24 protein-coding genes and 1 pseudogene are annotated in these 20,943 nt (G+C 61.0%); 9 read left to right on the top strand and 16 right to left on the bottom strand.

Annotated features, from left to right (window positions below):
• Positions 1-236 precede the first annotated feature (236 nt).
• Both rluB and AC0IW7_RS24300 read right to left on the bottom strand, forming a co-directional pair.
• Positions 237-1,535: a 23S rRNA pseudouridine(2605) synthase RluB gene (rluB, locus tag AC0IW7_RS24305; RefSeq protein ID WP_471821373.1), complete on the bottom strand. Its 1,299-nt coding sequence runs from the start codon at positions 1,533-1,535 to the stop codon at positions 237-239.
• 138 nt (positions 1,536-1,673) lie between these two features.
• Positions 1,674-2,222: a nitroreductase family protein gene (locus AC0IW7_RS24300; protein ID WP_122495644.1), complete on the bottom strand. Its 549-nt coding sequence runs from the start codon at positions 2,220-2,222 to the stop codon at positions 1,674-1,676.
• A 171-nt stretch (positions 2,223-2,393) separates the two neighbouring features.
• Between AC0IW7_RS24300 and AC0IW7_RS24295 the strand changes: the two genes are divergently transcribed.
• A complete protein-coding gene (locus AC0IW7_RS24295; RefSeq protein WP_471821371.1) occupies positions 2,394-3,848 on the top strand; it encodes a TrkH family potassium uptake protein in 1,455 nt (484 codons plus the stop codon).
• Between the two features lie 47 nt (positions 3,849-3,895).
• On the opposite strand, the gene AC0IW7_RS24290 is transcribed toward AC0IW7_RS24295, so the two are convergent.
• Positions 3,896-4,198, bottom strand: coding sequence for a DUF1883 domain-containing protein (locus tag AC0IW7_RS24290; protein ID WP_122453656.1), 303 nt, complete (start codon positions 4,196-4,198; stop codon positions 3,896-3,898).
• 138 nt (positions 4,199-4,336) lie between these two features.
• Between AC0IW7_RS24290 and AC0IW7_RS24285 the strand changes: the two genes are divergently transcribed.
• On the top strand, positions 4,337-4,558 hold the full coding sequence (locus AC0IW7_RS24285; RefSeq protein WP_471821369.1) for a DUF2970 domain-containing protein: 222 nt from the start codon (positions 4,337-4,339) through the stop codon (positions 4,556-4,558).
• Positions 4,559-4,566: 8 nt separating this feature from the next.
• Here the strand turns inward: AC0IW7_RS24285 and AC0IW7_RS24280 are convergent, their stop codons facing one another.
• The 7 genes and pseudogenes from AC0IW7_RS24280 to AC0IW7_RS24250 all read right to left on the bottom strand — a co-directional run bounded on the left by AC0IW7_RS24280 (position 4,567) and on the right by AC0IW7_RS24250 (position 11,468).
• A complete protein-coding gene (locus AC0IW7_RS24280) occupies positions 4,567-5,661 on the bottom strand; it encodes an ABC transporter substrate-binding protein (RefSeq protein ID WP_471821367.1) in 1,095 nt (364 codons plus the stop codon).
• Between the two features lie 98 nt (positions 5,662-5,759).
• Positions 5,760-5,906, bottom strand: coding sequence for a hypothetical protein (locus AC0IW7_RS24275; RefSeq protein WP_163016638.1), 147 nt, complete (start codon positions 5,904-5,906; stop codon positions 5,760-5,762).
• A 112-nt stretch (positions 5,907-6,018) separates the two neighbouring features.
• Complete coding sequence (locus AC0IW7_RS24270; RefSeq protein WP_471821365.1) at positions 6,019-6,741, bottom strand: dienelactone hydrolase family protein; 723 nt, start codon at positions 6,739-6,741, stop codon at positions 6,019-6,021.
• 190 nt (positions 6,742-6,931) lie between these two features.
• Positions 6,932-8,830 carry a molecular chaperone HtpG gene (gene htpG / locus AC0IW7_RS24265; RefSeq protein ID WP_471821363.1) on the bottom strand — a complete coding sequence of 633 codons (1,899 nt, stop codon included), beginning with the start codon at positions 8,828-8,830 and terminating at the stop codon, positions 6,932-6,934.
• Positions 8,831-9,189: 359 nt separating this feature from the next.
• Positions 9,190-10,449, bottom strand: coding sequence for an MFS transporter (locus AC0IW7_RS24260; protein ID WP_122495632.1), 1,260 nt, complete (start codon positions 10,447-10,449; stop codon positions 9,190-9,192).
• Between the two features lie 54 nt (positions 10,450-10,503).
• Positions 10,504-10,965 (bottom strand): PaaI family thioesterase, encoded by a 462-nt coding sequence (locus tag AC0IW7_RS24255; protein WP_463539089.1) that lies wholly within the window; start codon positions 10,963-10,965, stop codon positions 10,504-10,506.
• A 12-nt stretch (positions 10,966-10,977) separates the two neighbouring features.
• A pseudogene (locus AC0IW7_RS24250) lies at positions 10,978-11,468 on the bottom strand (PaaI family thioesterase).
• A 169-nt stretch (positions 11,469-11,637) separates the two neighbouring features.
• Between AC0IW7_RS24250 and AC0IW7_RS24245 the strand changes: the two are divergent.
• Together AC0IW7_RS24245 and AC0IW7_RS24240 are read left to right on the top strand one after the other, a co-directional pair.
• Entirely contained in the window at positions 11,638-11,838 is a 201-nt protein-coding gene (locus AC0IW7_RS24245; RefSeq protein WP_122495628.1) for a hypothetical protein, read from the top strand.
• 322 nt (positions 11,839-12,160) lie between these two features.
• The gene (locus AC0IW7_RS24240) at positions 12,161-12,784 is read left to right on the top strand and encodes a hypothetical protein (protein WP_471821361.1); all 624 of its coding nucleotides are present in this window, start codon (positions 12,161-12,163) and stop codon (positions 12,782-12,784) included.
• Positions 12,785-12,921: 137 nt separating this feature from the next.
• Here AC0IW7_RS24240 and AC0IW7_RS24235 read toward each other — a convergent pair whose 3' ends face one another.
• From AC0IW7_RS24235 to AC0IW7_RS24210, 6 genes are all read right to left on the bottom strand, one after another.
• Entirely contained in the window at positions 12,922-13,116 is a 195-nt protein-coding gene (locus tag AC0IW7_RS24235) for a DUF1289 domain-containing protein (protein ID WP_471821360.1), read from the bottom strand.
• A 13-nt stretch (positions 13,117-13,129) separates the two neighbouring features.
• Positions 13,130-14,089 carry an SMC-Scp complex subunit ScpB gene (gene scpB, locus AC0IW7_RS24230; protein WP_471821358.1) on the bottom strand — a complete coding sequence of 320 codons (960 nt, stop codon included), beginning with the start codon at positions 14,087-14,089 and terminating at the stop codon, positions 13,130-13,132.
• Positions 14,090-14,102: 13 nt separating this feature from the next.
• Entirely contained in the window at positions 14,103-14,801 is a 699-nt protein-coding gene (locus AC0IW7_RS24225; protein ID WP_471821375.1) for a segregation and condensation protein A, read from the bottom strand.
• Between the two features lie 157 nt (positions 14,802-14,958).
• Positions 14,959-16,188 (bottom strand): tryptophan--tRNA ligase, encoded by a 1,230-nt coding sequence (locus AC0IW7_RS24220; RefSeq protein WP_463549538.1) that lies wholly within the window; start codon positions 16,186-16,188, stop codon positions 14,959-14,961.
• Between the two features lie 20 nt (positions 16,189-16,208).
• A complete protein-coding gene (locus AC0IW7_RS24215) occupies positions 16,209-16,838 on the bottom strand; it encodes an L-threonylcarbamoyladenylate synthase (protein ID WP_463539095.1) in 630 nt (209 codons plus the stop codon).
• A 28-nt stretch (positions 16,839-16,866) separates the two neighbouring features.
• The gene (locus tag AC0IW7_RS24210; protein ID WP_122495616.1) at positions 16,867-17,730 is read right to left on the bottom strand and encodes a PHP domain-containing protein; all 864 of its coding nucleotides are present in this window, start codon (positions 17,728-17,730) and stop codon (positions 16,867-16,869) included.
• A 165-nt stretch (positions 17,731-17,895) separates the two neighbouring features.
• Between AC0IW7_RS24210 and AC0IW7_RS24205 the strand changes: the two genes are divergently transcribed.
• From AC0IW7_RS24205 to AC0IW7_RS24185, 5 genes are all read left to right on the top strand, one after another.
• A complete protein-coding gene (locus AC0IW7_RS24205; protein WP_471821357.1) occupies positions 17,896-18,498 on the top strand; it encodes a septation protein A in 603 nt (200 codons plus the stop codon).
• A gap of 1 nt (position 18,499) precedes the next feature.
• On the top strand, positions 18,500-18,799 hold the full coding sequence (locus AC0IW7_RS24200; RefSeq protein ID WP_471821355.1) for a YciI family protein: 300 nt from the start codon (positions 18,500-18,502) through the stop codon (positions 18,797-18,799).
• A gap of 42 nt (positions 18,800-18,841) precedes the next feature.
• Positions 18,842-19,255 (top strand): SH3 domain-containing protein, encoded by a 414-nt coding sequence (locus AC0IW7_RS24195; protein ID WP_471821354.1) that lies wholly within the window; start codon positions 18,842-18,844, stop codon positions 19,253-19,255.
• A gap of 28 nt (positions 19,256-19,283) precedes the next feature.
• On the top strand, positions 19,284-19,961 hold the full coding sequence (locus AC0IW7_RS24190; protein WP_463382895.1) for a response regulator transcription factor: 678 nt from the start codon (positions 19,284-19,286) through the stop codon (positions 19,959-19,961).
• A gap of 208 nt (positions 19,962-20,169) precedes the next feature.
• Positions 20,170-20,607, top strand: a complete 438-nt coding sequence (locus AC0IW7_RS24185; RefSeq protein ID WP_471821353.1) for a Spy/CpxP family protein refolding chaperone — start codon at positions 20,170-20,172, stop codon at positions 20,605-20,607.
• Positions 20,608-20,943: the final 336 nt, after the last annotated feature.

The following is a 20,943-nucleotide window of genomic DNA, read 5'->3' as shown; positions in this document are numbered from 1 at the left end:
GGCCTCAGCCCTGTTGCTTACAGAGCAAAGGCCGCCATGGCTTAACCAGTACCGTCCAACTTTTGGGGCGCACTTCATTTCACTGTGGGAGAGGCTGCAGCCTCGATGCTTTTGAAGGCATAAAAAAACGGGGCTCACAATGTGGGCCCCGTTTTTTTTATGCGTGTAATTCAAAAAGCATCGCGGCTTAAGCCGCTCCTACAGACCGTGTTCAGCCTGTGGGAGCGGCTCCAGGCTTACTTCGGCTTACGACCAAACCCTGGACGCTGACCTGAACCGCTCGCCGGCCCGCTGCGCTTGGGCGCTGGCTTGCGTGCCGGGCGATCAGCCAATTCGATACCCACACGCACCGGCTTGGCCGGACGTTTCTTGTTGGTGTCGCTTGGACGCTCCGCTACCGGTGTACCACGACCACGCGGTGCGGAATCGGGACGTGGGCCGCTGCGTTGCGGACGCTCGCCATTTTCCGAACGAGGCGTACGAACCGGACGCTCCGCACCTTCACCACGCGGTGTACGGGCCGGACGCTCCGCACCCTCGCCGCGCGGCGCACGAACCGGACGCTCAGCACCCTCGCCACGCGGCGCACGGACCGGTCGCTCAGCACCTTCACCACGCGGTGCACGGGCCGGACGCTCAGGGCCGCCGTCCAGAGCAGGGCGCAAGGTGCGCTGCGGACGCTCGCCACGGCCAACCGGCTTGGCCGATTTACGCTGCAAGCGGTCGAGTTTTTCCTTGGTCTTGAGCTTCATGCCTTGCTGCTGAACGGAGGCCAAGCCCACTTCGGCGGCAAGAATGTCGACTTCGCTCTGGCTCATTTCACGCCAGCGGCCCATGGTCAGGTCGGAGGTGAGAAACACCGGGCCGAACCGCACGCGCTTCAAGCGGCTGACCACCAACCCTTGCGATTCCCACAAGCGGCGAACCTCACGGTTACGGCCTTCCATCACCACGCAGTGGTACCAATGGTTGAAGCCTTCACCGCCGGGTGCTTCCTGAATGTCGGTGAAACGCGCCGGACCGTCTTCCAGCATCACGCCGGTCTTCAGGCGCTCGATCATTTCCTCGTCCACTTCGCCACGCACACGCACCGCGTACTCGCGGTCCATCTGATACGAAGGGTGCATCAAGCGGTTGGCCAGCTCACCGTCGGTGGTGAACATCAAAAGACCGGTGGTGTTGATGTCGAGGCGACCAATATTGATCCAGCGGCCATCTTTGGGCCGTGGCAAACGGTCGAAAACGGTGGGACGCCCTTCCGGGTCGTCGCGGGTGCAGATCTCGCCGTCGGGCTTGTTGTAGATCAGCACGCGGCGGGTTTCTTCGCTGACTTCTTCACGTTTGAGCAAACGCCCATCGACGGCGATGGCGTCATGCAGGTCAACGCGTTGACCCAAGGTGGCGACATTGCCGTTCACCTTGACCCGACCTTCGGCAATCCAGGCTTCAACGTCGCGACGTGAACCCATGCCAATACGGGCCAGGACTTTCTGCAGTTTTTCCCCTGCTGGGCTGTATTCTTCCGACTCACTCATTCTGGGCACCTCCCGGTGTAGGTAACAATTCGCCGCCGGCGAGGACTCGCCAGCGGGCGCGCATCATACGCTGCGCCGCCTTTCAAGCCTAGCGCAGGATGTCGCAGGTGTAAGGCCTTTCCTTTATTTCATCGACGATTACGGCCAGGCCTGCACGAAGTCATCAATCGACAGGTCTTGCGGTGTGCGCAATTCCCGCTCTGGTGTGCCCAGATACAGGAAGGCGATGATCTGTTCGTTGTCAGCCAAGCCCAAGCCCTTGGCCACCCGCGCGTTGTACGCCATGTCACCGGTACGCCACACCGCACCAATGCCCTGGGCGTGAGCGGCGAGCAAAATGCCGTGGGTCGCGCAGCCTGCGGCCAGCACTTGTTCCTGAGCGGGTACTTTGGCGCTTTCCTGCACACGGGCGATCACGATCACCATCAAGGGCGCTCGCAGCGGCATGGCCAAGGCTTTGGCCAGGGCTTCGGGCGGCGCATCGGCACCGAGCGCCGAAGCAAACAACTCGCCCAAGCGATTGCGCGCACTGCCTTCCACGGTCAGGAACCGCCACGGCCGCAATTGGCCATGGTCCGGCGCACGCAACGCGGCGCGAAAAAGCACTTGGCGCTGCAATTGATCCGGCGCCGGTTCGGTCAGTCGGGGGGCGGAAACACGGTTGAGCAGAGCGTCGAGCGCATCCATGGGGGCCATCTCCTGAATAAGTACAGCGGGCATTCTAGTGGGGTAAACGGAAAATAACCGGGCGGATTTATCTGCCGTTTGCCATTGAGACCGTGCTCGCGCAGAAACCGCGCGCCTTGCCGGGCGTGATATCGCTAGAATGTGCGACTGTCCTTTCCAGAGCCTGTCTGCATGGTCTCACCGACGCTGCGCACCATTGGTTTCATCATCGGCATATTCCTCATCACCCTGGCCATCAGCATGGTGGTGCCCGTGGTGACACTGCTGATCTTCAACCGCGCGGCGGAGATCAACACCTTCCTGTGGTCCAGTTTGATCACCTTTCTCGCCGGCCTGGCCCTGGTGCTGCCCGGCAAACCCGAGCATGTGCACCTGCGCCCGCGCGACATGTACATGCTCACCGTCAGCAGCTGGATTGCCGTGTGCATTTTCGCCGCGCTGCCGTTCTTGCTGACCCAACACATCAGCTACACCGACTCTTTTTTCGAAAGCATGTCCGGCATCACCGCCACCGGCTCCACGGTATTGAGTGGGCTGGACAGCATGTCACCGGGGATTCTGATCTGGCGCTCGCTGCTGCACTGGCTCGGCGGCATTGGCTTTATCGGTATGGCGGTGGCGATTCTGCCGTTGCTGCGCATCGGCGGCATGCGCCTGTTCCAGACGGAATCGTCCGACCGTTCAGAAAAGGTCATGCCGCGTTCGCACATGGTGGCCAAGTACATCGCCCTGGCGTACACCGGCATCACCGTGCTCGGCACCCTCGCGCTGTGGTGGGCGGGCATGAGCTTTTTTGATGCGCTGAACCACGCAATGTCGGCGATTTCGACCGGCGGATTTTCTACCTCCGACCAGTCTCTGGCGCACTGGCCGCAACCGGCGGTGCACTGGGTGGCGGTGGTGCTGATGATTCTCGGCAGCCTGCCCTTCGCCCTGTACGTCGCCACCCTGCGCGGCAACCGTCGGGCGCTGCTGCGCGATGAACAAGTGCGCGGTTTCTTCGCCTTGTTGTTGACCACCTGGCTGGTGATGACGCTCTGGTATTGGCTGACCACGGAGCTGCCCTGGTACGACGCCCTGCGCCATGTGGCCGTGAACGTCACCTCGGTGGTCACCACCACCGGCTTCGCCCTGGGCGACTACAGCCTGTGGGGCAACTTCTCGCTGATGATTTTTTTCTACCTGGGGTTTATTGGCGGCTGCTCCGGCTCAACCGCCGGTGGCATCAAGATTTTCCGCTTTCAGGTGGCCTACATCCTGCTGCGCGCCAACCTGCACCAACTAATTCACCCGCGCGCGGTAATCAAACAGAACTACAACGGCCACCGCCTCGACGAAGACGTGGTGCGCTCAATTCTGACTTTTTCGTTTTTCTTCGCCATCACCATTTGCGCCATGGCGCTGGGCTTGTCGCTGATGGGCTTGGACTGGATTACGGCGCTCACCGGCGCTGCCAGCACCGTGTCCGGGGTTGGCCCGGGCTTGGGCGAAGTGATTGGCCCGGCGGGCAACTTCGCCAGCCTGCCGGACGGCGCCAAGTGGCTGCTGTCGTTCGGCATGCTGTTGGGGCGACTGGAAATCATCACCGTGTTGGTGCTGTGTGTTCCGGCGTTCTGGCGGCACTGATGCCGCCCTGCGCCGAAACCCAAAAGCCTGGCGCAGCGTTACGAGACTCAGCGCAACTGCGACGGCGACTTACGGACGATTTTGATCGAGTGCGTAAGGGTCGGTTTGCGCGTCACGCTAATGGCTTTGCGTGACACGGTGTCGATGGTGATGTTCCAAAAGCCGCTGCTGGGCACCACGATTTTGGCTGGGAACTTGTCGAACGCGCCGCCGTGGTAAGTGTGCCGGCCGCCGTTTTTAAAGCTGCGGAAGTTGGCGTCGTTCATCAGGCGGATGTTGCAGGTTTGCGAGCAGTCGATCACGACAATGTCGTCTTCGTTGAGGTGTTCGCGCTGGTGTATGTACTTCATGAAGGCTCCGCACGGCGTTGCAAGAACGAGCGTAAGTAAAAGGGCAAAAAATCGAGGCCGCTAGTATGGCGGACGGCGGGCCTCATGGCGATCTTCGACTATGGTTGCAACAAGGGATGCGAACCAACGGAGCGCACGATGGACAAGCCAAACGACCAGGATAAACCGCCAACCCTCTGGCAAGTCTTCCACAGCGTAATGGCCGCCGCGTTTGGCGTGCAAAGCGGAAAAAACCGCGCCCGCGACTTTCGCCATGGCAAGCCCAGCCACTTTATTTTTATCGGTCTGCTGTTCACCGGACTGTTCGTGGTGGTGCTGTTCGCGCTGGTGAAACTGGTGCTGCACCTGGCGACCACTTAGTCGCCGCCTTACTGCAGCAGCGGTCGCAGCGAGAACGTGTAATCGCGCAGGGTCGGCTGGCTTTTCAGCGTGTAGCGGCGAAAATCGACGCCAAAGTTATCGGTGCCGGCCACCCGTTTAGCCAGATTTGCGGCTTGGGTTTCGTTGAGGCTGACGTACATGGTTAGCGTGCGGTCTTTGCCGCCGTGCTTGGCGAAATCCACGCCGTTTTCGTAGTCGTGCAGCATCACCAGCGCCCAGCCGCCGATGGTGAACTGGCCGCTCACCAATATCTCCAAACGCCCGTCGATTCGCGCCTGCAACGCTTCAAGGCTGGAATTGATGGCGGCGAAGTGAATGTCTTTACCCGGCACCAAACCTGATTCTTCAGCGGCCTGCATCGCACCAAAGGCCATGTCATCGCTCGCCGCCCACACCATGTTGATGCCGCGATAACGCGGCAATAGCGTGCGCGCCTGGTCATACGCGCGTTTGCGCTGCCATTCGCCATACGCCAGCACTCGCAAACGAACGTCCGGATTTTCAGCCAAGGCTTTTTGCAACCCGCGCTCACGCAACTGGCTGGACGGCGTTTGCTTGATGCCGCCGAATGCCAACATTTCCAAGGGGCCATCCGGATGCCGCTCGCGGGCACGCTGGATCAGGCTGGTGGCCAACATGTAGCCGGCCTCGGCGTCGTTGGGCACCAGGCTGCCGATCCAATCGGGATAGGTTTCACGGCTGCTGCCGATAACGCGTTGCTGGTCGGGCGTCAGGGTGTTGCTGACGGCAAACAGCTTCACCCCGGAATCCTTGGCCAAGCGCAGAATTTCCGGGGCGGCGTATTGTTCGTTGATGAATAGCAGGTAGTCGGGCTTGTGATCGCCCTGCAGCACATCGCGTGCTTGCTCCAGCATCAGGTCGCGGTCGCGCTGGGCGTCGAGCACGGTCAACTGCATGCCCAGATCGCTGGCAGCGGCCTGCATGAACTTGACGTAGCCATCCCAGAATTCCTCACCGGTCTTGCCCGGATTAAGAAACACCACGCTAGCTGCGTTGACGCAATTCCATGCGAGTAATCCCACTACCGCTACGACGGCGCGCACCAACCGCTTCAACTTCATGCACTCATGCTTGACCCAGCCGCGCAGTATACGCAGTTGTGTAGTGGCTATCTGTCACCACTTGTCAGCAAATGCTTACAAGCCTTATCGGCTTATCCCTACTGGTGGCTCACCCAGAACACCGCAGTGGATACCGCCAGTGCAATAAGAATAAGGATCGCCCAGGCGTCTACCACGCTGTCGCGGGTGTTTTCGAAGGGTTCGTGATTGGCGTGTTCGTCGTGGACGTGAGAATGGTCGGTCATGGCTGGCCCTGTTGTTGTGGTTTTGGGATGGTCCGCTTTGCAGTTAAGACCACCTCTGGCGCGCCGACAAATCAGCCACGCATCGCGGCGTAAACCGCGATGCGCTATAGGCTTACAACACTTCTTTCAGCAGATGCGCCATGGTGTGAAACGCCCGCGCGGAAACGGTGGGGTTGTACTTCATCATCGGCAGGTTGTCGGCGCTGGGGTCCGTAAACGAATGCACCGCGCCGCCGTAGCTGACCAACTGCCAATCCACGCCAGCGGCGTCCATTTCAGCCTCGAACGCGGGAAGCTGCTCTTTAGGCACCAACGGATCGGCCGCGCCGTGCAGCACCAGCACCTTGCCCTGGATGTTCTTGGCATCGTCGGGGTTGGGCGTTTCCAGCGTGCCGTGGAACGACACCGCCGCTTTCACCGGCGCACCGTCGCGGGCCAGCTCGAGGGCGCAGCAGCCGCCAAAGCAGAAACCGAACACCGCCAGTTTGTCCCCCGCCACGGCGGCGTGGGTCTGGCTTTGCAGGACGGTCAGGCTGGCTTGCATACGTTTGCGCAACAGCGCGCGGTCATTCTTCAGCGGCATCATCGCGGCGGCGGCCTGCTCGTGGCCGTTGGGGCGCACGTCGGTGCCGTAAATATCCGCGACCAGCACTACGTATTCCGTGCCAGCGACCTTCTTCGCTAGTTCGATCGCGCCGTCGGTCACGCCCATCCAGTTTGGCGCCAGGAGCAGGCCGGGGCGCGAGTTGGTAACGCTGGCATCGAACACCAGTTGGCCTTCATAAGCGTGGCCGTCGATGGTGTAAGGCACGGGAATAACGCTGAAATTCGTCATGCTTGGCTCCTTATTTCCGAGTGATGTTAATGATTTATGTAGGAGCGACTTTAGTCGCGATCCCTGAAAACGGTGATCGATGCTAGATCGCAATCGCGGCTAAAGCCGCTCCTACAGGGAGTGTGTTTGTGCTGGGTCGAGTCTTAAAAAACAAAACCCGCCGAAGCGGGTTTTGTTTTAGCGCCAGTGGTTAAACCGACAACTCGACAAGCAGCTTGTTCAGCCGGCGAACATACGCGGCCGGGTCTTTCAAGCTGTCGCCAGCAGCCAGTGCCGCCTGGTCGAAAAGGATGTGCGACAGGTCGCCAAACCGCTCTTCGCTTTGCTCGTTGTCGAGTTTCTCGATCAACGGGTGCGCCGGGTTGAATTCGAAGATGGGCTTCGAATCCGGCACTTTCTGACCGCTGGCTTCCAGAATCTGGCGCATTTGCAGCCCCAGGTCCTGTTCACCGATTGCCAGAATGGCGGGCGAGTCAGTCAGGCGGTGGGAAACCCGCACTTCGCTCACCTGGCTGCCCAGCGCGGCTTTCAAGCGCTCCACCAGACCTTCTTTGGCTTTGGCCGCTTCTTCCTGAGTTTTCTTGTCTTCTTCCGAATCCAGGCTGCCCAGGTCGAGGTCGCCGCGGGCCACGTCGACGAATTGCTTGCCGTCGAAATCGGTGAGGTAGCTCATCAGCCATTCATCGATACGGTCGGTGAGCAGCAGCACTTCGATGCCTTTCTTGCGGAACACTTCGAGGTGCGGACTGTTTTTTACCTGGGCGTAGCTTTCGCCGGTGAGGTAGTAAATCTTGTCCTGGCCTTCCTTCACGCGGGTCAGGTAGTCGGCCAGGCCGACGCTCTGCTCGCCGCTGTCGTCGCTGGTAGAGGCGAAACGCAGCAGGCCGGCGATCTTCTCTTTATTGGCGAAGTCTTCGGCTGGGCCTTCTTTGATCACCTGACCAAAGTTCTTCCAGAAGCCCTTGTATTGCTCAGGCTCGTTTTTCGCCAGCTTCTCCAGCATGTCCAACACGCGCTTGGTCAGCGCCGACTTCATGGAGTCGATGATCGGGTCTTTTTGCAGAATTTCGCGCGAGACGTTGAGCGACAAGTCGTTCGAATCGACCACACCCTTCACAAAGCGCAGGTACAGCGGCAGGAACTCGTCGGCCTGGTCCATCACAAACACACGCTGCACATACAGCTTCAAGCCTTTCGGCGCTTCGCGGTGGTACAGATCAAACGGCGCGCGGCCCGGCACGTACAGCAGCGAGGTGTATTCCAGCTTGCCTTCGACCTTGTTATGGCTCCAGCTCAGCGGGTTCTCGAAGTCGTGGGCGACGTGTTTGTAGAACTCCTGGTACTCCTCGTCCTTCACTTCGGTACGCGGACGGGTCCACAGCGCGCTGGCGCGGTTGACGGTTTCCCACTCCACCTCGGCCGGCGCGTCTTCGCCCTGCTGCTCTTTGGGCAACTCGATCGGCAGAGCGATATGGTCGGAGTATTTCTTGATGATGTTGCGCAGGCGCCAGCCATCGGCGAACTCGCTTTCAGCGGCCTTCAAGTGCAGAACAATGCGGGTGCCACGTTCGGCTTTCTCAACGGTGGCAACTTCAAACTCGCCCTCGCCTTTAGACGTCCAGTGCACGCCTTCGCTGGCCGGTGCGCCGGCGCGACGGCTGAACACTTCAACCTGGTCGGCGACGATAAACGCCGAATAGAAGCCCACACCGAACTGGCCGATCAGGTGCGAATCCTTCTTCGCATCACCGGACAACTGCTTCATAAAGTCGGCGGTGCCGGACTTGGCGATAGTGCCCAGGTGGGTGATGGCATCTTCGCGGCTCATGCCGATACCGTTGTCCTCGAGGGTCACGGTGTTGGCGGCCTTGTCGAAGCTGACACGAATTCGCAGCGCATCGCCGCCTTCCAGCAGCGCCGGGTTGGCCAGCGCTTCGAAGCGCAGCTTGTCGGCGGCGTCGGAGGCGTTAGAGATCAACTCGCGAAGGAAGATTTCCTTGTTGGAATACAGCGAATGGATCATGAGGTGCAGCAGTTGCTTCACCTCGGTCTGGAAGCCCAGGGTTTCTTTTTGAGTTTCCACACTCATGGTCGTTTAACTCCAAGCAGATGGCACAAGCCGTTAACCGGCGATGACCAACAGATGGGGGCAACGACTTGGATTTCAAGTGGTTAGGTTGGAGGGGGGTGTTGGGGCTATCGCGGCTACAGCCGCTCCTACAGGTTTCCGAACTCGCCACGATTGACGGAATGTTGGAAAGCCGTGGCTGGAGGCTGCGCCCTACCTGTAGGAGCGGCTTTAGCCGCGATGGTTTTGGGCTGGGTGCATGACTTTAGACTCTGGATCCCCGCGTTCGCGAGGATGACGGAGGTTGTTGGGGAGGACATCATCATTGCCGCGAAAATGGCTGCCCGACGATGAGTCATCAAGCGCAATCGCCTCCCCCTCTAAGGCTCCAACAACTCAATCGACGTAATCTGCGCCGGCACCACCGAAAAACTCGCCCCGCCCTGCCCCTTCAAATTGCGCTGCACCACAATCTGCCCGTCGGTATCGATGCCATTAAACCGACCCTCCACCATGCTGCCGCGCTCAGTGACGATGCGCATCTGCAAGTTCTGGTAGCGGCTCGGGTTGCTCTGCAAGCGTTCCAGACTGAAACGCACGCGGCGGTCCAGTGAGCTGGCCGGCGCAGCCGGAGCGCCCGCCAGCGCCGGTTTCTCGGCCGGCTCAGCGGCAACCGCCTTGGCCTTTTCTTCCACCTGATACCGATCACCCACCACAACCCAGCCCAGCGTCGGGCTTTTACGCAACGCCACCGGCAATTGCTGCGTCTGTCCATCAATCTGCGCCTCTACCTCCAGGCTCATGGTCGACGCCGGAAAATTCACCACCGGCAAAATGCCCAGCTCAACACGCTGGGTGGCGTAGCGCCGTTTCAGGTAGTCGGTGATCACGTATTCCAGCGTTTCCCGCGAGTCGTAGCGGGTGTCGACCTTGTTGTCTGCATAGCGCAGGTGGTCGGTAAACAGCTCTACCGTGCCGCTCAGGGTGGTTTTGAACTGCGGCGGCAACACCAGGTGGAAGTCGCCCGCCAGCTTGTTGGGGCCTTGCGGCTCAAGCTTCAAATGCAGGGTGTAGGAATGGTTCAGGCGGCGCGCTTCGGGCAATTCCTGTTCGGGCAGCAGCCAGCTCAGTTGCACCTCCGGCAAGTTGCCGGTGTCTTGCGGCAACACGTCCACGCGCACCGGGGCGTTGCCGGCTTTGGCCAGGTTGGGCATGCGGATGGTGACTTCGCGGCGGGCAAAAATATCTTCGCCTTCGCGCAGGCTCAGCACGCCGTCAATCAACTCGCCTTGCTGGGGCGCGAACGGTTGGCCGTTGAGGCTACCGCGCAAGCGAATCGCCAACTCCGCCGGCGCCTGCGCCGGAGTCCGGGCCCAGTCCAGGCTGAGAATGGCCTGCAAACGCTGGGTATCCTGATTGGCCAGCAGCGTGAGCCCGACAATCAGCGGAATAAACCCCAGGCCACTGAGCATCACCGCCTTGCGCGCCACCCGCCAATGGCGCAGCACGAAGGCCAGCGTCAGCGGCGGCAAAAGACTGCCCAGGCCCCACAGCAAACTGACGTCAAACGCCAGAATCACCAACCACACCAGACCCACCAGAATCAGCAGCAACCCGCCGAGGATCAGCAACGCATCCATCTACACATCCTTATCCAGTTGGCCCGCCCGCAAACACCTTCAGCAACGGCGCGGTTATGGCTCATCTACCTTGAAGTGCGCGCGTGCCGTGGCAATCGGTTCACTGCGCGTGGTTTGCCAGGCAGTAATCGCCACGTTCGCCACGCGCCGGCCCTGGCGCCACACCTGGCACGAGGCGAAGGTGTCACGATAGTGACCGGCGCGTAGGTAATCTATCGAGAAGTCGATGATTTTCGGAAAGTGCGGCGTGCCCATGAACATCAGCAAATGCAGCATGGCGCTGTGCTCCATAAAGCCGGCAATCACGCCGCCGTGAATGGCCGGCAGAATCGGGTTGCCGATGCTGTCTTTGTTCGCCGGAATGCGAAAAACCATGTCATCGCCCAGGCGCAGGCACTCAATGCCCAGCAGCTTGGCGTACGGCGTCAGTTCCAGCAGTTCGTCGTAGTTATTGCTCTCGTGCGCGGCCTGCACCACTTGGCTCAGGTCTAGCGGCGGCAAGGTGTTCTCGCTCATGCCTGACCTCCATCAATCGCGCCCTTCAACTGCTCCGGCTTGAGCGCCGAGCTTTTCAATGCCGTGTCGCCCTGCGGGCCCTTGCCCATGCGCATAAAGGTACCGACCACATTGGCGATGGGTTGCGAAGGGTCGTCCTGATAGGCGTAGCCGCGGGTGAAAATGATATTGGGCGTCACGCGATAGCACTCTGCCACGCCGAACACGTCTTTGTTGGGCTCGGCCGGGCGCATGTAATCGATGCGCAGGTCCAGCGTCGGGCAGATTTCAAAATCCGGCAGCACGCAGATGGTGGAAATGCCGCACGTGGTGTCCATCAGCGTGGTAATGGCGCCGCCATGAATCACGCCGGTTTCCGGGTTGCCGATAATTTGGCGGCTGTACGGCAAACGCAGCGTCAGGCGCTCGTTGTCGATGGCATGCACGGTCAAGCCCAATACCTGACAGTGGCGCAACGCCGAGAGGAAACGCTGAGCGCGCTCTAGAATCAGGCTATTGCTCATGTTCAAGGCCTATCTCATTGATCCATAAGGGCCGCATCATACCTGTCCCGACTTAGGTTTGAAGATAGACAGCGACTTTGGTTGGAACTTCGCGCAGCAGGTCACGCTCCAAAAACGCAGCGATGAGAAAAATCGCCCCAATAAAGCGAAAGAAAAAGGACCCGAGCCCATGAAAAACCCAATTGCCTACGCCCTGCTGCTTGCCGCCACCATGACCCTGGCCGCCTGCGACAACACCCCAGAAGACAAAATGGAATCCGCCCGCGAATCGGCCCAAGACTCCGCCGAATCCGCACAAGACGCCGCCAACAAAACTGGCCAGGCCATCGAGCAAAAAGCTGAAGAAGCACACGACGAAGCCACCAAGTAACCGCTTCCCCGTGACAAAAACCGGAGCCACAAGCTCCGGTTTTTTTATGCCCGAAATTCAGCAACGCCCACATCTCCCCGCCGGCGCCCCCTCGTAGGAGCTAGCTTGCTAGCGAACCCTGCAACCCCCAATTCCAAGCCCAACCGCAAATCCGCCCCCTCTCCCGCCTGCGGGAGAGGGCTGGGGTGAGGGCAACATTCTCCGCCCCCTCCAACACTCTGGCCCCCCGCCTTCGCGGGGGTGACGGAGGTTTCACTCCAGCACAGTGCATTTGCTCCAATGCTGCTACCGTTCGCCCCGCCTGTTTTCAGAACTCAAACCCATGAAACGCCAACGCCCTGCGCGCCTGCTCTCCTCGCCCCCTGCGCCGGCCACCCCGCCCGTGCACCCGGACATCTGGCTTGCCGACGAAGGCCCTGACATCGGCGCCGCCAACGGTGCGGCGATAGTGGCGTTCATCTTTGTATTGGTGCTGACGGTGCCGGTATACGCCGTAGCGCTGTTACTGATCACCGTCGTCGAAGCGGCGAAAGGTATTCCGCTTTCCTATGCACAAAGCCTCACGGACCCGACGCTTTTGGTGCCGCTACTGGGCACAGCACTGCTAGCGGCCGGGTTACTGCGCTGGGGCGCTTCTTCGCAGAAAGTGCTGAGGCTTACGTTCGACGGCCCGCAGCAGGTGTTACGCGCCACCGTGCGGCGGCCGCTGCGCAAGCCGGTTGAATGGTGTGTACCGTTTGCAGACATTCACAGCGTCACGCCCTACGTAATGGCCAGTTACGACAGGCATGGGCATTTCCACCTGACCTTTAAGGCGCCGAACGGCAAGTGGATAACCCATCAATTTGGCTGGCACATGCCACTTGAGGAGGTGGACTTTCACGCGGCGTGGTTGCGGGGGTTTATTGGCGAGCGGATGCAGGACGTGTTGAATTTGGATTCGTGACGGGAAGAGCCGGAAGCCGCTTGTGAAAATCACCTCTGGCCCTGTAGGAGAGGCTTTAGCCTCGATGCTCTTTTGGATCAAGAGCATCGCGGCTGAAGCCGCTCCTACAGAGGGTTTGCGATCCCTGCAAACGGTACTTAGCGCTTTTTCTTCTTCTTGACCTTGCCGCCCATGGCCTTCAAGCGCACTTGCGCTTCAGCCAGCACGTCGCGTTTCTCGGGCTTGTCCATTTTCTTCCAGGCTTTGATTTCGTCCTTGCTGCGCCCACAGCCAATACAAATCCGTTCTTCGAATTCGCAAATACTGATGCACGGATTCTTTGTATCGCCCATTTTGGCTGGTCACTCAGTCTCGGGAATAGTCCTGCTCTTCGCGGATGGCGCGTGCCAGCGCCTCTTCTTCGCTCTCTTCTTCGGGCTCTGGCGCGGGCGGCGCTACCACGTGCGTGGCGACCTTATGGCGCAGCACTTCCAGCGCCTCTTCGGCCGACATCGGCTCTTCGTCTTCGCCGTCTTCAGCCAGGGCCATGTCGGCGCGCGCTTGCAGGCTTTCGGGTACTGGCGGGTCGTAGTCGTCGGGCAGGTCGTCGAAGTCGGTTTTCAGACCCTGTTCCATGGAGTCCAGTTCGGCCAGCAGGCTGCCGAAGCTTTTCTCTTCGGTCGGCGCCGGCGCTGCGCCCTCTTCGCCTTCGCCGGCCAGGTCAGCTCGGGCCTGCAGGCTTTCGGGTACGGGCAGGTCGTCGGTGTCGAAGCCGAGCATGGGTTCGGGTTCGAGTTCGCGTAGGGCGGCGAGCGGCGGCAGTTCGTCGAGGTTTTTCAGGTTGAAGTGGTCGAGGAACTGTTTGGTGGTGGCGAACATGGCGGGTTTGCCGGGCACGTCGCGGTAGCCGACGACGCGGATCCATTCACGTTCGAGCAGGGTTTTGACGATCTGGCTGTTTACGGCCACGCCGCGGATGTCTTCGATTTCGCCACGGGTGATGGGCTGGCGGTAGGCAACCAGTGCCAGGGTTTCGAGCATGGCGCGCGAATAGCGTTGTGGGCGTTCCTCCCACAGGCGGCCGACCCACGGCGCGTAGATTTCGCGTACTTGCAGGCGGTAGCCGGTGGCCACTTCCTTGAGTTCAAAGGCGCGGCCCGTGCAGGATTTTTCCAGTAGCGCGAGGGCCTTTTTGAACACGGCAGGTTCAGGCCGTTCGGCTTCTTCGAACAGTTCGTACAGGCGCTCCAGCGATTGCGGTTTGCCGCTGGCGAGCAGGAAGGCTTCGAGCAGGGAGGCCAGTTCTTTGGGTTCGTTGAGGTTCATGCTTGGTCCAGTCTCACTCTGCACGCGCACGCACGTGAATCGGCCCGAAAGATTCGTTTTGCACGAGCTCCACAAGCTGTTCTTTGATCAATTCCAGCACGGCCATAAAGGTCACGACCACGCCCAGTTTGCCTTCCTCGGCCAGGAACAGGCTCACGAAAGGCACGAAGCCCGCGCCTTTGAGGCGTTCCAGCACTTCGCTCATGCGCTCGCGGGTAGACAGCGCTTCGCGGGTGACTTGGTGGCTTTCGAACATGTCGGCGCGGCGCAGCACTTCAGCCATGGACAGCAGCAGTTCTTCCAGGCTGACGTCGGGCAGCAGTTTGCGCGCGCGCGCTTCGGGGGCGTCCAGGCGCGGCACGGTGAGGTCGCGGCCCACGCGGCTGAGCTGGTCGATGCCTTCGGCGGCGGCTTTGTAGCGTTCGTATTCTTGCAGGCGGCGGATCAGCTCGGCGCGGGGGTCGTCTTCTTCTTCCTCGGCTTCGCTGGAGCGCGGCAGCAGCATGCGCGATTTGATTTCGGCGAGCATGGCGGCCATCACCAGGTATTCGGCGGCCAGTTCCAAGCGCACCGACTGCATCAGTTCGACATAGCCCATGTATTGCCGGGTGATTTCGGCGACCGGAATGTCGAGCACGTCGATGTTCTGTTTGCGGATCAGGTACAGCAGCAGGTCGAGCGGGCCTTCGAAGGCTTCGAGGAACACTTCCAGGGCGTCGGGCGGAATGTACAGGTCCACCGGCATTTCGGTGACGGCTTTGCCGTAGACCAGGGCGAAGGGCAGCTCCTGCTGGGCGCCGGCCTGGCTGTCGACTTCGCTGGGGGTGGTGTCCTGCATAAATTCCTTAAAGCGTGCTGAGGGCGGCGGGTTAACGGTAATTCAAACCCATGGCGGCGCGCACTTCTACCAGAGTTTCGCGGGCTTCGTCACGAGCGCGCTCGGCACCTTCGGCGAGAATGTTGCGCACCAGCTCAGGGCTGTCCTGGTAGTCCAGTGCGCGCAGTTGCAGCGGTTTCAGTTCGGCTTTTACCGCTTCGATTACCGGGCCTTTGCAGTCGAGGCAGCCAATGCCAGCGCTGCGGCAGCCCTGTTGCGCCCAGTATTGGGTGGGCTCGTCGGAGTAGATCTCATGCAACTGCCACACCGGGCAGCGCGTGGGTTCGCCTGGGTCGTCGCGGTGCACGCGCGCCGGGTCGGTGGGCATGCGCCGCAGTTTGTCTTCGATCTCGGCTGCGGTGTCGCGCAGGTAAATGGCGTTGCTGTTGCCGCCCTTGAGTGGCGACGTGGCCATTTTGCCGCCGTCCAGCCCGGTCATGCGCGGCGCCGCGCTGAGCAGGGCTTGGGGTTCGGGCAGCAGCACTTTGCCGCCGCCTTCGAGGTAGCCGTACAGGCGCTCTTTGTCGCCGAAGGTGATGCTTTGCACTTCTTTGAGCAGCGCGCGGGCGGTGTCCAGGGCTTCGCTGTCGCCCTGTTCCTGATAGGCCTTGCGCAGGCTGTTGTAGAGCTTGGCGGTCTTTTTGCCGAGTCGCAGAATGGCGGCTTCGGCTTTGGCTTCAAAGCCAGGCTCGCGGCCATATAAATGGTTAAAGCGCCGCGCCACTTCGCGGGCGAATTCCACGTGGGGCAACTGGTCGGCGCCCACCGGCACCAAGCCGGCGCGGTACAGCAGAATGTCGGCGGCTTGCAGCAGCGGGTAGCCGAGGAAGCCGTAGGTGCCGAGGTCTTTGTGGTGCAGTTGGTCTTGCTGCTCTTTATAGGACGGCACGCGTTCGAGCCAGCTCAGCGGACAAATCATCGAGAGCAGCACATGCAGTTCGGCGTGTTCGGGCACTTGCGATTGAATGAACATGTTCGCCGAGCTGGGGCTGACGCCAGCGGCCAGCCAGTCGACGGCCATGTCTTGAACGTGTTCGGCGATCTGGCCGACTTCGTCGTAATGAGTGGTCAGCGCGTGCCAGTCGACGATGCAGAAGAAGCAGTCGTACTCGTGCTGCAGCTTCACCCAGTTTTTCAGTACGCCGTGGTAGTGGCCCAGGTGCAGCCGGCCGCTGGGACGCATGCCAGACAGTACGCGGCGTTGGGCATCGATCACGCTCAAGCGACAGTTTCCGTCGGCATTCAGGCATCGGCCTCGAAGGGCGTGGGGTCTCCGCAGCCAACGCGCACCAGCACCACTTCGTCATCGACCAGGCTTACCACTGTGGAAGCTTCCAGCCCGCCGAAGCCGCCGTCGATAATCAGGTCGACCTGATGTTCGAGGATCTGGCGCATTTCGTAGGGGTCGCTCATGGGCTCTTTTTCGCCCGGCAAGATCAGGCTGGTGCTCATCAGCGGCTCGCCGAGTTCTTCCAGCAGCGCCTGGGCGATGGGATGGCTCGGCACGCGCAGGCCGATGGTGCGGCGTTTGGGGTGCAGCAGCATACGCGGCACTTCACGCGTGGCGTTGAGAATGAAGGTGTACGGCCCCGGCGTGTGGCCTTTGAGCAGGCGGAAGGCGCCGGTGTCGACCTTGGCGAACAGGCCCAGCTGCGACAGGTCGCGGCAGACCAGGGTGAAGTTGTGTTTGTCGTCGAGCTGGCGCAGGCGGCGGATGCGCTCGACGGCGGTTTTGTCGCCGATGTGGCAGCCAACCGCGTAGGACGAGTCGGTGGGATACACGACCACGCCGCCGGCCTTGATGATTTCGACCGCTTGCTTGATCAGCCGCGCTTGCGGGTTTTCCGGGTGCACCTGGAAAAATTGACTCACGGGAGCTCTCTTATCAAAGGCCGGCAGTTCAGCCGGCAGCAGCGTGTTGGACATGATCGAACCGCAACCACAAAGGCGCGAGGTCGTCGGGCAATGGGCGGTACATGCCCAGTTCCGACCAGTCTCCCGGCGCGTGGAAGTCACTGCCGACGCTGGCCAGCAGACCAAATTCACGGGCAAGAATTGCTAGGCCGCCGATCTGCTCGGCCGGCTGCATGCCGTTCACCACTTCCAGCGCCTGACCGCCGGCGGCGACGAAGTCGATCACCAGCTTACGGCGTTTGCTGCGGGTGAAGTCGTATTGCCAGGCGTGGGCCAGGCTGACCCACGCGCCGGCTTCGCGCAGGGTGCCAACGGCTTGTTCGAGCGTTGGCCAGTGCTGTTTGACGTCGCCGAGCTTGCCCGACCCCAGCCACTTGCGGAACGCTTCGCCGCGATCTTTAACGTAGCCGGCGCGCACCAGGAAGTCGGCGAAGTGCGGGCGCGCCGGGGCGTTGCCGCTGTCGCCGAGCTCTTGCTGAATGGCGCGGGCGCCGTCCAGTGCACCGGGCATGCCTTTGAGGGCCAGGCGCCGGTCGATTTCTTCGGCGCGTAACCAACGGCCGCTGTGCAGGTCGGAAATGGCTTGAACAAGTGCAGGAGCATCAGCAGCAAAACCGTAACCGAGCACATGAATCGTCGCGCCGCCCCAGGTGCACGACAGTTCGATGCCGTTGACCAGTTGCATGTCCAGTTTGGTGGCGGCGGCGCGGGCTTCGTCGAGGCCTTCGAGGGTGTCGTGATCAGTCAGGGCCAGAACCCGCACGCCGCGCTCATGGGCGCGGGCGACCACCACGGCGGGCGCGAGGGCGCCGTCGGAAGCGGTGCTATGGCAGTGCAGGTCTACAGTCATCAATCAGAATCTCGGTCATTGGCCACTGTTTGCAATAGATCGCGCAGGCGGCAAACAGTTAGTACGAAAAAAACCGCGCGGCGGCACAAAGTCTCCGCCCCTGCGCCTAGCTCTACGGTTCGGGTTTGTTATTATGCCGGCACATCCAGCTTCTGGCTTGCCACTGTGAAACAATTCCTCGACTTCATCCCGCTCATCCTGTTTTTCGTTGTTTTCAAGCTTGAACCCCGCGCCATCGACCTCTTCGGTCATACCTACATGCTAGGCGGTATTTTCAGTGCCACCGCCGTGTTGATCGCCAGTTCCGTGGTGGTTTACGGCATTTTTTTCATCGTTCAACGCCGCCTCGAGAAAAGCCAATGGCTGACGCTGATTGCCTGCCTGGTGTTCGGCAGCCTGACGCTGGCCTTCCACAGCGAAACCTTCCTTAAATGGAAAGCGCCGGTGGTGAGCTGGCTGTTCGCCCTGGCGTTCCTGGGCAGCCATTTCATCGGCGACAAGCCGCTGATTCAACGAATGATGGGCCACGCCGTGAGCCTGCCGGAGCCGATTTGGGTGCGCCTGAACATCGCCTGGATCGTGTTTTTTATCGTCAGCGGCTCGGCTAACCTGTTTGTCGCCTTTACCTTCCCGAGCATCTGGGTGGACTTCAAAGTATTCGGCAGCCTGGCCATGACCGTGCTGTTCCTGATCGGCCAGGGCATTTTCCTGGCCCGCCATATCCACGATGGCGACGTTGACGCCGCCACGCCCAAGACTAAGGACTGACATGCTCTACGCGATCATCTCCACCGACGTAGCCAACTCCCTGGAAAAACGCCTGGCCGCCCGCCCTGCTCACCTCGCGCGTCTGGAGCAATTGAAAACTGAAGGCCGCCTGGTACTCGCCGGCCCGCACCCGGCCGTAGACAGCACCGATCCCGGCGCCGCCGGTTTCAGCGGCAGCCTGGTGGTGGCGGAGTTCGAATCGCTGATCGCCGCAAAAAGCTGGGCCGACGCCGACCCGTACAGCGCCGCCGGCGTGTACGCCAACGTGATCGTCAAACCGTTCAAGCTGGTATTGCCGTAACCCCCAGGCAACCGTTGCCCTCAACGTTACTAAGGAAAGTCGATGCGCCAAGGCCCTGTGTTCCTGTTGTTCGCTGCATCGTTGTTGACTGCCAACGCTTACGCCGAAGAAGCCGCGCCCGCCCCGGCACCGGCTGTTAATGAACAGGTGCAGTTGCAGGGCCAGGTCGACAGCCTTGAGCAACGCCTGGCTGAGAGCGAGCGCATGCGCGCCGAGCTATCTACTGAAATGCAAGGCAGCGCCGAGTCGCGGGAAAGCGCTCTGGTGAACCGCCTGCGCCAGGAAAACCAGCGCCTGAAACTGCAACTCAAGCAAGCGCAGGCCAGTCAGCAGGCGCCGCTGTTCAGCGAAGAACAAACCTGGTTTGCCGTGGGCGCAGTGGTCACGCTGGTGGCGTTGCTGTGCGGAGCGCTGCTGCGGGGCGGCCGCAAAACCCGTCGCGAATGGACCAACTGAACCGCCTGATCCGAGTTAAACGCCGCCTATGTCAACTCTCCTACTGATCGACGATGACGTGGAACTGTGCGAGCTGCTGAGCAGCTGGCTGGGCCAGGAAGGCTTTCACGTACGCGCTTGCCACGACGGCCGCAGCGCACGCGCGGCGCTTAGCAGCGAGTCACCCGCCGCAGTGGTACTCGATGTGATGCTGCCCGACGGCAGCGGTTTGGAATTGCTCAAGCAGCTGCGCAGCGACCACCCGGATCTACCCGTTTTGATGCTTTCAGCCCGAGGCGAACCGCTGGACCGCATTCTTGGCCTGGAACTCGGCGCTGACGATTACCTGGCCAAACCCTGCGACCCCCGCGAACTCACCGCCCGCCTGCGCGCCGTGCTGCGCCGCAGCGTGCCGGTGGCCACGCCCAGTCAACTGGAACTGGGCGACCTGGTATTTAGCCCGGTGCGTGGCTCGGTGACGATTGCCGGGCATGACGTGGTGCTCACCGTGTCCGAAAGCCGCCTGCTCGAAGCCCTGCTGCGCCAGCCTGGCGAGCCGGTCGACAAACAGGAACTGGCGCAATTGGCCCTGGGCCGCAAGCTCACCCTGTACGACCGCAGCCTGGACATGCACGTGAGCAACCTGCGCAAGAAAATCGGCCCGCACACCGACGGCCGCCCGCGCATTCTGGCGCTGCGCAGTCGCGGGTATTACTACAGCGCGTGAACTGTTGTGCCCTGTGCCGAGATGCTTGAAACCTTGAGAGCATCGCGACTGAAGTCGCTCCTACAGGAGCCAGGTTTTGTATGTGTGTAAGCAACCTGTGCCATCGCCTTTACTTAAGCTTTACCCACCCCTGACCGCGCCTGACCTTGCGTTCCCTAGACTGGGCACATCCGGCAAATACGCCGGTTTGCAGACAAGGAGATACCTCATGCGCAAGACCCTCATCGCCGCTCTGTTCGCCGCTGCCCTGCCAACAATGGCCATGGCCATGCCGTCGCCGGGCGAAGAAGGCCCACGCCACATGATGGACGGCGGCCCACGCGGCGACCACCGCGGCCCGGGCATGTTCCGTGACCTGGACCTGACCAAGGAACAACGCAAAGCCATTGGCGAGATCATGGGCGAGCAAATGCACAGCCGTGACGAAGTGACCAAGCGTTACCTCGACAAACTGCCCGAGGCCGACAAAAAAGCCATGCATGACGAAATCAAAGCCAAGCGTGACGCCACCCACAGCAAAATTCGCGCGCTGCTGAACCCTGAACAGCAGAAGGCGTTTGATGAGAAGCAAAAGAAAATGGAAGCTCGCCGGGCTGAGTGGCAGGAGTTTCAGGCTTGGAAGGCTAAGCAGGGGAAGGTGCAGTAAGGTTGGTGTGAGTCGGGGGCGGGTTGACGGTTAGTTGAGTCGTTCCCGGATTTGCGCATGGCTTGGGACGCTGGATCCAGAATGTTGAGTCGCGCGGAAATCAGTACGGCTTGAAACTCTGGATCCCCGCCTGCGCGGGGATGACGGAGGTTTTTATACAGTCCACTGTCATTCCCGCGAAGGCGGCGGTCCGACGACTCGGAATCCAGAATTTCGGACTTGACGGAGTTCTGCACCCGAATCGAGAGCCTGGATCCCCGCGTGCGCGACCATGGCCCGGGCGTGCTGCCCGAACATGTGGCGCGACTGGGGGAACCGTTTTTCCGCGCGCCAGAG

It is taken from the genome of Pseudomonas sp. AC229, from assembly GCF_979254655.1.
Note: the sequence above shows the minus strand (reverse complement) of the source record. Positions and strands in the feature narration are given on the sequence as shown.

What these genes read in the sequence shown, in the direction of transcription:
- rluB (WP_471821373.1), bottom strand. Translation starts at nt 1,535, where the DNA reads ATGAGTGAGTCGGAAGAATACAGCCCAGCAGGGGAAAAACTGCAGAAA.
- AC0IW7_RS24300 (WP_122495644.1), bottom strand. Translation starts at nt 2,222, where the DNA reads ATGGATGCGCTCGACGCTCTGCTCAACCGTGTTTCCGCCCCCCGACTG.
- AC0IW7_RS24295 (WP_471821371.1), top strand. Translation starts at nt 2,394, where the DNA reads ATGGTCTCACCGACGCTGCGCACCATTGGTTTCATCATCGGCATATTC.
- AC0IW7_RS24290 (WP_122453656.1), bottom strand. Translation starts at nt 4,198, where the DNA reads ATGAAGTACATACACCAGCGCGAACACCTCAACGAAGACGACATTGTC.
- AC0IW7_RS24285 (WP_471821369.1), top strand. Translation starts at nt 4,337, where the DNA reads ATGGACAAGCCAAACGACCAGGATAAACCGCCAACCCTCTGGCAAGTC.
- AC0IW7_RS24280 (WP_471821367.1), bottom strand. Translation starts at nt 5,661, where the DNA reads ATGAAGTTGAAGCGGTTGGTGCGCGCCGTCGTAGCGGTAGTGGGATTA.
- AC0IW7_RS24275 (WP_163016638.1), bottom strand. Translation starts at nt 5,906, where the DNA reads ATGACCGACCATTCTCACGTCCACGACGAACACGCCAATCACGAACCC.
- AC0IW7_RS24270 (WP_471821365.1), bottom strand. Translation starts at nt 6,741, where the DNA reads ATGACGAATTTCAGCGTTATTCCCGTGCCTTACACCATCGACGGCCAC.
- htpG (WP_471821363.1), bottom strand. Translation starts at nt 8,830, where the DNA reads ATGAGTGTGGAAACTCAAAAAGAAACCCTGGGCTTCCAGACCGAGGTG.
- AC0IW7_RS24260 (WP_122495632.1), bottom strand. Translation starts at nt 10,449, where the DNA reads ATGGATGCGTTGCTGATCCTCGGCGGGTTGCTGCTGATTCTGGTGGGT.
- AC0IW7_RS24255 (WP_463539089.1), bottom strand. Translation starts at nt 10,965, where the DNA reads ATGAGCGAGAACACCTTGCCGCCGCTAGACCTGAGCCAAGTGGTGCAG.
- AC0IW7_RS24245 (WP_122495628.1), top strand. Translation starts at nt 11,638, where the DNA reads ATGAAAAACCCAATTGCCTACGCCCTGCTGCTTGCCGCCACCATGACC.
- AC0IW7_RS24240 (WP_471821361.1), top strand. Translation starts at nt 12,161, where the DNA reads ATGAAACGCCAACGCCCTGCGCGCCTGCTCTCCTCGCCCCCTGCGCCG.
- AC0IW7_RS24235 (WP_471821360.1), bottom strand. Translation starts at nt 13,116, where the DNA reads ATGGGCGATACAAAGAATCCGTGCATCAGTATTTGCGAATTCGAAGAA.
- scpB (WP_471821358.1), bottom strand. Translation starts at nt 14,089, where the DNA reads ATGAACCTCAACGAACCCAAAGAACTGGCCTCCCTGCTCGAAGCCTTC.
- AC0IW7_RS24210 (WP_122495616.1), bottom strand. Translation starts at nt 17,730, where the DNA reads ATGACTGTAGACCTGCACTGCCATAGCACCGCTTCCGACGGCGCCCTC.
- AC0IW7_RS24200 (WP_471821355.1), top strand. Translation starts at nt 18,500, where the DNA reads ATGCTCTACGCGATCATCTCCACCGACGTAGCCAACTCCCTGGAAAAA.
- AC0IW7_RS24195 (WP_471821354.1), top strand. Translation starts at nt 18,842, where the DNA reads ATGCGCCAAGGCCCTGTGTTCCTGTTGTTCGCTGCATCGTTGTTGACT.
- AC0IW7_RS24190 (WP_463382895.1), top strand. Translation starts at nt 19,284, where the DNA reads ATGTCAACTCTCCTACTGATCGACGATGACGTGGAACTGTGCGAGCTG.
- AC0IW7_RS24185 (WP_471821353.1), top strand. Translation starts at nt 20,170, where the DNA reads ATGCGCAAGACCCTCATCGCCGCTCTGTTCGCCGCTGCCCTGCCAACA.